This is a genomic window from uncultured Methanofollis sp. (assembly GCF_937919355.1).
Lineage (GTDB): Archaea > Halobacteriota > Methanomicrobia > Methanomicrobiales > Methanofollaceae > Methanofollis.
The window spans coordinates 1-7,492 of record NZ_CALFSA010000022.1; the positions used below are offsets into that span (position 1 = coordinate 1).

The 7,492-nt window shown below is 58.4% G+C and carries 10 protein-coding genes; 7 read left to right on the forward strand and 3 right to left on the reverse strand.

Annotated elements, in window-relative coordinates; translation table 11 throughout:
• Together Q0520_RS01330 and Q0520_RS01335 are read right to left on the reverse strand one after the other, a co-directional pair.
• Positions 1-244 (reverse strand): nucleotidyltransferase family protein (locus Q0520_RS01330; RefSeq protein ID WP_298665679.1); only part of this gene is annotated, 244 nt, incomplete at its 3' end.
• Positions 245-431: 187 nt separating this feature from the next.
• Positions 432-662, reverse strand: coding sequence for a nucleotidyltransferase family protein (locus Q0520_RS01335; RefSeq protein WP_298665680.1), 231 nt, complete (start codon positions 660-662; stop codon positions 432-434).
• 257 nt (positions 663-919) lie between these two features.
• On the opposite strand from Q0520_RS01335, the gene Q0520_RS01340 reads away from it, so the two are divergent.
• On the forward strand, positions 920-1,057 hold the full coding sequence (locus Q0520_RS01340) for a helix-turn-helix domain-containing protein (protein ID WP_298665689.1): 138 nt from the start codon (positions 920-922) through the stop codon (positions 1,055-1,057).
• A gap of 468 nt (positions 1,058-1,525) precedes the next feature.
• On the opposite strand, the gene Q0520_RS01345 is transcribed toward Q0520_RS01340, so the two are convergent.
• Complete coding sequence (locus tag Q0520_RS01345; protein WP_298665682.1) at positions 1,526-1,651, reverse strand: hypothetical protein; 126 nt, start codon at positions 1,649-1,651, stop codon at positions 1,526-1,528.
• A 201-nt stretch (positions 1,652-1,852) separates the two neighbouring features.
• Between Q0520_RS01345 and Q0520_RS01350 the strand changes: the two genes are divergently transcribed.
• The 6 genes from Q0520_RS01350 to Q0520_RS01375 form a co-directional block, all read left to right on the forward strand.
• Entirely contained in the window at positions 1,853-2,224 is a 372-nt protein-coding gene (locus tag Q0520_RS01350) for a nucleotidyltransferase domain-containing protein (protein WP_298665683.1), read from the forward strand.
• Positions 2,221-2,676, forward strand: a complete 456-nt coding sequence (locus tag Q0520_RS01355; protein ID WP_298665684.1) for a DUF86 domain-containing protein — start codon at positions 2,221-2,223, stop codon at positions 2,674-2,676. The genes Q0520_RS01350 and Q0520_RS01355 overlap by 4 nt, the downstream gene beginning before the upstream one ends.
• A 198-nt stretch (positions 2,677-2,874) precedes the next feature.
• On the forward strand, positions 2,875-3,423 hold the full coding sequence (locus tag Q0520_RS01360; RefSeq protein WP_298665685.1) for a hypothetical protein: 549 nt from the start codon (positions 2,875-2,877) through the stop codon (positions 3,421-3,423).
• 139 nt (positions 3,424-3,562) lie between these two features.
• Positions 3,563-4,711, forward strand: coding sequence for an HD domain-containing protein (locus Q0520_RS01365; RefSeq protein ID WP_298665691.1), 1,149 nt, complete (start codon positions 3,563-3,565; stop codon positions 4,709-4,711).
• A gap of 872 nt (positions 4,712-5,583) precedes the next feature.
• A complete protein-coding gene (locus Q0520_RS01370) occupies positions 5,584-6,930 on the forward strand; it encodes a mannose-1-phosphate guanylyltransferase/mannose-6-phosphate isomerase (protein WP_298665686.1) in 1,347 nt (448 codons plus the stop codon).
• A gap of 176 nt (positions 6,931-7,106) precedes the next feature.
• On the forward strand, positions 7,107-7,492 hold a 386-nt coding region (locus Q0520_RS01375; protein WP_298665688.1), incomplete at its 3' end, for a hypothetical protein.

A 7,492-nucleotide genomic window follows, 5' to 3' on the forward strand; every position in this document is an offset into this window, starting at 1 on the left:
GGGTGTCCTGATCGACAAGGTCGACGTGCCTTCCGAAGAGATCTTCGAGGAAAAACTTGAGATCCATATAGGTGTCGAAGGAGCGCCTCCCCTCTTCAAACTCGATCAGAATATCGATATCGCTATCTTTGCGTTCTTCGCCCCGAACGAAGGACCCAAAGATCCCGATCCGCCGAATGCCGAGGCTCCGGATCCGGGCCCGGTGATCTGCCAGCGCACCCATGATGCCCTCAGCCGTCAGCATACTGCACCGCATCTCTGGTTGTGCAATCGATCAGGATAATGTTGTTTTCCCCCGCACCAACGAACGTCTCGTGTGTTCCTGACCGGACTCCTTCACGGTCCATACGTCGGGAGGGACAGGGATGGAGTGATATTGGAGGGAAGAGGATTTCAGGGATTATTTCTGGCGAGGTACAGCCGGTCGTCTTTCACAGGGGGAAGGCCTCCTGGCCAAGCAGATCCTCCAGGTCCTGGACGAGGGCGACATGATCGAGGAGATTCCGTCCCGGTTCAAATTCGACGAGCAGATCGAGGTCGCTCTCCGGGGTCTCCTCGCCCCTGACGGTCGAACCGAAGAGCCGGACACTACGGGCGCCGTGACCTGCTCTGATCCGCAGGATCTCATCCCTTTTCTCCAGCACACCTGCATACAGGCTCATCTGATCCTCTCCTACCTGAATAAGGGAAGATAAGGGTTGCCATGGGAAAGACCTCTGAATGTCGCTCCCCTGATCCTTGCCCAAAGTATCTTCCTTCATCTCTCCTGACATAATGGAGAAAGATCGTGTCTGGCCGCACAGGATCGAGTCGCATATCCCTGAGCATCGAGGACCAGGAGAAGGCCCTGAGAACGGGAGACACAACGCCCTGGACAGACGCTACTTTTTTTTCTCCCAGTGGTTCAAATAAGTTCCATGTGGAACAAAATATAACCACTCAGATCCTTGCTCATCTGCTCAGGGGCGACGCACACCCCCGCCGCAAACTCGCAAAAGATCTGGGCATCTCACACACGACCATACTGCGGAAACTCAAGAGTCTTTTAGACGGTTAATGGGTTTCGCTTTCATCCCTGGCCTGAAGGCCGGGGTCTGTGCACCTCTCAGAGAGGTGCACACTTCCCGCTCCGTACCCTTTACCCAGCAAGATAAACATCCCCGGGGATTGACGATTCAGACCCCTCCTTTCAGGACAGCGCCCTATCCTCACGGCAGGAGACACCATGGAGGCCCACCTCCTCCAGGATCACCCGCAAGTTAAGGCAGAGATAGAGTGTCCAGGATCATAGGGAGGTGTGCCTGTGACATCCCGGGAGTCCTGGCAGGAGACAAATTTGTCCAGGTGTCCATCACCAAGACGGCGGTGGGGAAGTCCTCCGCCCAGATCTCCGATGCCGCCACTTTCAGCGGCATCATAGAGAATGTCCTCGCCGACAACCCCTGGGATGCACGTCCTGGGAGGGTGCGGGCGAGTCGCATCCCGTCGTCGAGAAGGCGAGCGAGGCCTATACGGCCTGGATCGTCTACGAGAACACCCTCGGCAAGGTCGTCGGCACGGCCTCCACCCGTGCGCCGACCCGGACCGCGAGGCGTACGCGTGCCGCCGCCGCTGCCACGACCCCGAGGAGAGGTCTACTCCGTGCCTTCACCTGCACCGCCGTGCGGGTGTCGGGCTACGAGGACGATGCCGTCCTTGCGGTCATCGAGACCTAGGCCGACGGTGTCCCGGCCCTCGCCTGAGGGATACCCCCTCTTTTTTTCGTCTTCATCAGGGTGTTGTCTCGCACTGTACAGGCAGTCTGTCCTGCCGCCAGAAGAGTTATGAGAAGAAAGACCCATCCTTGTACCTGGTGTCTGTGATCGAGAGGCTCCGGCGAGTCGAGGGGTTTGAGAAGGTCCGTTTTGTCATACTCTACGGCTCCGTCTCCCGGGGCGATGCGAGAGAGGGGTCGGATATCGACCTCTGCGTCTTCTTCGAGGGGGACCGCGAGGAGGCGTCGCGCTTCAGGTTTCGCGCCCTGTCAGAGTTCTTCAGCGACAAGTACGACCTCCAGATCTTCCAGCAGCTCCCTCTCTATGTCAGGGTGGAGTGCTTGCGCGGTCAGGTGCTCTACTGCCCTGACGAGCGTATTTTGTACGACGTCGCAGTCGAGACCATCAGAGAGTTTGACGCTTTCAAGCACCGCTTCTATGACTATATCGGCGAGAGGGCGATGCCATGAATGAACCGATCAGGAGTGCCGCCATCAGGACCAAACTTCAGGAGATGACAGAGAGCATCGGCATGATCAGGGAACACCTGCCCGATTCGGCCGATGCATTCACCCGCCTCGGGATCGTCAGGGACGGCATCTACAAGAGAGCAGAATACGCGATCGAGAATGTCTTCGATGTCTGTGCGATGCTGAACACCGACCTCCGCCTCGGCGTGCCCGGCACAGACGAGGATGTCGTCGACCACCTGATACAGCATGGGGTCCTCAGCAGGGAGATGCTCACGGACCTCAAGGCGATGAAAGGCTTCCGGAACATTGTCGTCCACCGCTACGGGGCGATCGACGCCGCCCTCACCTTTGCCATCCTGCAGGAGCATATCGGGGATTTCACCCGCTTCAGGCAGGAGGTCGAGGAGTTCTTGTGCAACCGGGATGCTGCGGCTGACGACCAAGCCTGAATATGAGGTGAAGACGCCTCGCCTCGGGTGCGATCAGGCAGGGAGAGTTCTCCAGATTAAGGGATGTTTGGGGCTGGGTAGAGGGGAGTTTCAGGCCGGCCGGGAGAAACGCAGATCGGCACGTCCATATATTCGCGGCGCAAGAGCAAAGATAAAGTTCAGACGCACATTGTATACGCTCACCGGAGGGCCGGATGTATGGATGAATTTGACGGGGTATTGGTATTGCTGGACGCGGCAGGAGGGGAGATCGCAGGCCGGACCACGATCCAGAAACTGGGATATTTTTCCATGGTTCAGGGTGCCATCAGGGCACGCTATCGCCCCCACTACTATGGCCCCTATAGCGCTGATATCGCCGGTGCGATCCAGACCCTTGTCTCCTACGGCTTCATCGAAGAGAGGGTTGAGACACCGGGAGGTAGCGGAACGACGCCCGACTGGAAACGCTATACATACACCCTCACCGAGGATGGCAGGAGACTGGTTCCTGAATTGAAACAGGAGTATGTCCAGGGCGCGGAAGAGGTGGAAGAGATTGTCGGGATATGCAAGGATACCGCAAACCTTGACTCCAAGACCCTCTCCTGGGCGGCGAAGATCCATTATATCCAGACCAGAGAGATGAGGGATATGTCCCCCGACGAGATCAGAGAGATCGCCAGAACCCTGAACTGGGACCTCTCGGAGGACCAGATCCAGAAAGGGATGGACCTCCTCACCGACCTTCATTTCATTACGGGGTGAACCGAGCACGCTCACGTATGAGGCCCATATCAGGGATCCCCTCTATGGATATATCGGGCTCACCCGTGATGAACGCCGTCTTTTAGATACCCTTCCTCTCCAGAGGCTGCGGCGGATCAAGCAACTTGCCAACGCACACCTGGTCTACCCTGCTGCCTGCCACACCCGCTTCGAGCACTCCCTCGGTGTCCTGCGTACCGCCACCCTGATGGCGAGGCAGCTGCGGGTCGGCGATGATGACCTCATAAACCTCCGCTCTGCCGCCCTCCTCCACGACATCGGTCATGGTCCCTTCTCCCACGTTTTTGAGGCACCTCTGAAGGAGATCAACGGGCCGGAGGCCACACACGAAGAGATCACCCGCCGCCTCATCGGGGGGGAGGAGGGGATCGTCTCTGTCCTCGGCGAGAGAACAGACGAGGTCATTGCCCTCCTCTCTGAGGACCAGAATGGTGTCCTCCACCAGATCATCTCCGGGAACATCGACGCTGATAAGATGGACTATCTCAGGCGGGACTCTTACCACGCCGGCGTGACCTACGGGAACTTCGACCTCGAACGCGTCCTCTACACCCTCAGGAAGACACAGAACGGGAGTCATGAGGACCTCACCATCCATGAGAAGGGTATCGACGCCGTCGAGAGTTTCCGGCTTGCACGGTTCCTGATGTATGCCCAGGTCTACTATCACCACACAAATGTCGTGGCAAACGGGATGCTCCAGAGGGCGCTTTCCGTCGCGATCAGGGATAAGGTCGTGGAGGCGGAGAGGATGCGGACGAGTGACAGTTCTTTTTTGCAGTACTATCTCGCCCTCGACGATGCACGCCTCCTCTCTCAGGTGCTTTCAAAACCGGAGAGCACTGCAGCCGGCCTTGTCAGGAGGCTGGAGAGGAGGGATCTCCTCAAGCGGGGGTATGAGTCCGATATCTCCCAGGAGAGAGACCTCCACCTCAGGTACCAACTCGGGACAAAGTTCACCCCGGATATGGCGCAGGAGATCGAGACGGCGGTCGCGGCAGAGTGCGGGTGCGACCCCGACCTCATCATCGCCGGTGTCGTGAAGAATGAGAATTCGCTCTTCAAGTCGGCGTCCGTCCTTCTCGAAGAGGAAAAATTTCCGATCCTGATCGAGACGAAAAACGGAGAGGTCCAGTTGATCGACTCCTTCTCGACCCTCACCTATACGGGCAACCCCCGCACGACCTTCTACCTCTTCTGCCCTGAAGAGCACAGGCAGAGGGTGCAGGCTTGTGCCGGAGATGTCATCGCCTCGACGATCGGGTGAAGGCCAGAGGTACCTTCTTCCGGGGCAGAAACAGGTGAGTGCGCTCCTCTCCTTCTCCTCGGCGGCATAATGGGATGAGGTATATCTTACCCCCGAGATCGCAGCCCCAAACCGACTATTTTCCGCCAGCAGCGACCTTGTTCTGTATCGGGCCGGTCGTCTCAACGACTAGGCTCATCGAGATCCTTCGGGCAGGATAATCCCGGGTGTCGTTGCCTGAGCCGGTTTCCCGGACGGGGGACTGTTTTCATCCTCAAGACACACAACCTTCTGCCCGGGATGTTCAGACACCCCTGTGCGGCCTGGGGAAGAGGGGGAATGGGTATCCTGGATATGCCCCGACATCAGGAGAGAAAGGAGCCCCGGGACCAGGAGTTCAAATGGGCGTAAAATCATAGATTTGGTCAGAATTAGGGGGATTTCCACCCGGTATCCTTTCCCTTCCCCGGCCGGTTGCGGGGGTTTGAAGGGATGGCATTACTGGCGATCATACGTGCTGCCAGAGGGGCAGGGGAGGGGCCGGAATATCCTGCATTCCAGGATATCTGTCCTCCAGGCCGGGATCGCCGGATCTCGTCTTTCCGGGCACGGATCCAGGGAGTGATGCCCCGATCGGGGAGTTGTACGGGCGTATCCGGGGGTGTCCCGCAAGGGAGCAGGGAGGCGATCACCCCGACCACCAGGATCACGATCGCATTGGCTGGCACCCGTACAGGACCGCCCTCCGCACCGAGGAGAAGGGATGAGAGGGCGCCTCCCTGCGCCCTCACCTTTCTGAATCTGTTTAACCCCCCCCATTTTCAGGAAAAAATGCACATATTTATGGATGCGTACGCGAAAATGAGAGCGCTATCTATCGGGAGTACCACACCATGAAGACCCTCATCCTTGCTGGTGGTTCAGGCACGCGTCTCTTCCCCCTGAGCCGGACCTGTTACCCGAAACAGTTCATCCCTCTCTTCGAGAAGGAGTCTCTCTTCCAGAAGACGGTGCGGCGCGCCCTCCTCTTCTCTGCTCCAGAGGAGGTATACGTCGTCACCAACGAGGCGCACCGTTTCCTGGTCGCCGACCAGCTCGCGGCGATCGGTGCCGGGTGCCAGGTGCTCGTCGAGCCTGAGGGCAAAAACACCCTCCCGGCGATCGTCTACGGCATGACGGCCCTGAACGGCGAGGAGGCCGTCGTCGCCGTCCTCCCCTCAGACCAGCTGCTCACCCCGGACGAGGGGTATATGGCTGCGTTCCATGCGGCCGAGGTCCTCGCCGAGGATCACCTCGTCACCTTCGGGATCGCCCCGACCTCCCCGCACACAGGCTACGGGTATATCAGGCCCGGCGACGACCTCCCGGGCGGCTATGCGGTCGGCGCCTTCGTCGAGAAACCCGATCGGGAGACGGCCGAGAGGTACGTCCGCAACGGATATCTCTGGAACTCAGGGATGTTCCTCTTCTCCTCCTCCCTCTTCATGGAGGAGTGCCGGCGCCTGGCGCCGGCCGTCGCCGAGGCCTTCGCCCTCCCAATCGATGAGGCGTACGCGAAGACCCCGAAGGTCTCGATCGACTATGGGCTGATGGAGAAGACCGACAGGGCGGCGGTCGTGCCCCTCGCCACCCCCTGGAGCGATGTCGGGAGCTTCGACGCCCTGTACCAGGTGAGTCCAAAGGATGGGGACGGCAATGTCGTGAGGGGGGAGTATATCGGCCTCAGGAGCGCAAACAACCTGGTCATCTCCGACCGTCTCGTCGCCACCATCGGCCTCTCCGACCTTGCGGTCGTCGACACCCCCGACGCCCTCCTCGTCTGCCCGAAGTCCGAGGCCCAGCATGTCGGCGAGGTCACCGCCCTCCTCAAGGAGAGGGGCGACGGCCGCTGCGACCTTCACACCACGGTCCACCGTCCCTGGGGCTCGTACACCGTCCTCCTCAAGGGCGACTCCTTCCAGATCAAGCGCCTCACCCTCCTCCCCGGACGGCGTATCTCCGCCCAACTCCACCACCACAGGAGCGAGCACTGGGTGGTGGTGCGGGGGATGGCTGAGGTCTCGAACAACGGCCGCACCTTCTTCGTCCGTCCGGGAGAGAGCACCTTTGTCCCGGCAGGGACGAGGCACCGCCTCGCAAACCCAGGGATGATACCCCTCGAGGTGATCGAGGTCCAGAACGGCGAATACATCACAGAGGACGACATCGTCCGCTTCGACGACGACTTCAAGAGGGAGTGAGAGGGCGCCTCTTATTGAATCGGTTTAACTTCCCCTATTTTTCAGGGAAAATAACAATAAAAAATGCTTATAAACCCTGAAGAGATCCCATTTACTATGGGCCATAGTCAAAATGGTATTCATTGCGTATCGTCTTCTCATAGTACTTTTATCGAATTATGTGGCGGGAGACCACCATGAACCCGATTCAAACGTACTTCCTTCCCTTTATAGCCCTCACCTCCGGAATCCTCATCCTCATCGCCGTACTTGGCTATATCGGGCTTTATTGGTACAAAATGTCACATGTGCGTGAGAATTCCAGAGGGTCAGGCACCAAACTCTTGCGTGTTCTTGTCGCTCTCGCTATACTATCACTTGCAATACTCATAGTCTGGTTACTGTATTATGACAACTGCATTGAAAACCTCAGTAACTTCCAGGATATAGAGACATTCTGCGATACGCAAACAACGACAATCACCAAATGGCTGATACTCTTGTTGAATGGCCAGTTCGGAGCTGCGGCCGTGGTTATCTCGCTGCTGGCCGTCGTCATGAAGTTGACTTCATCGGCTTACTC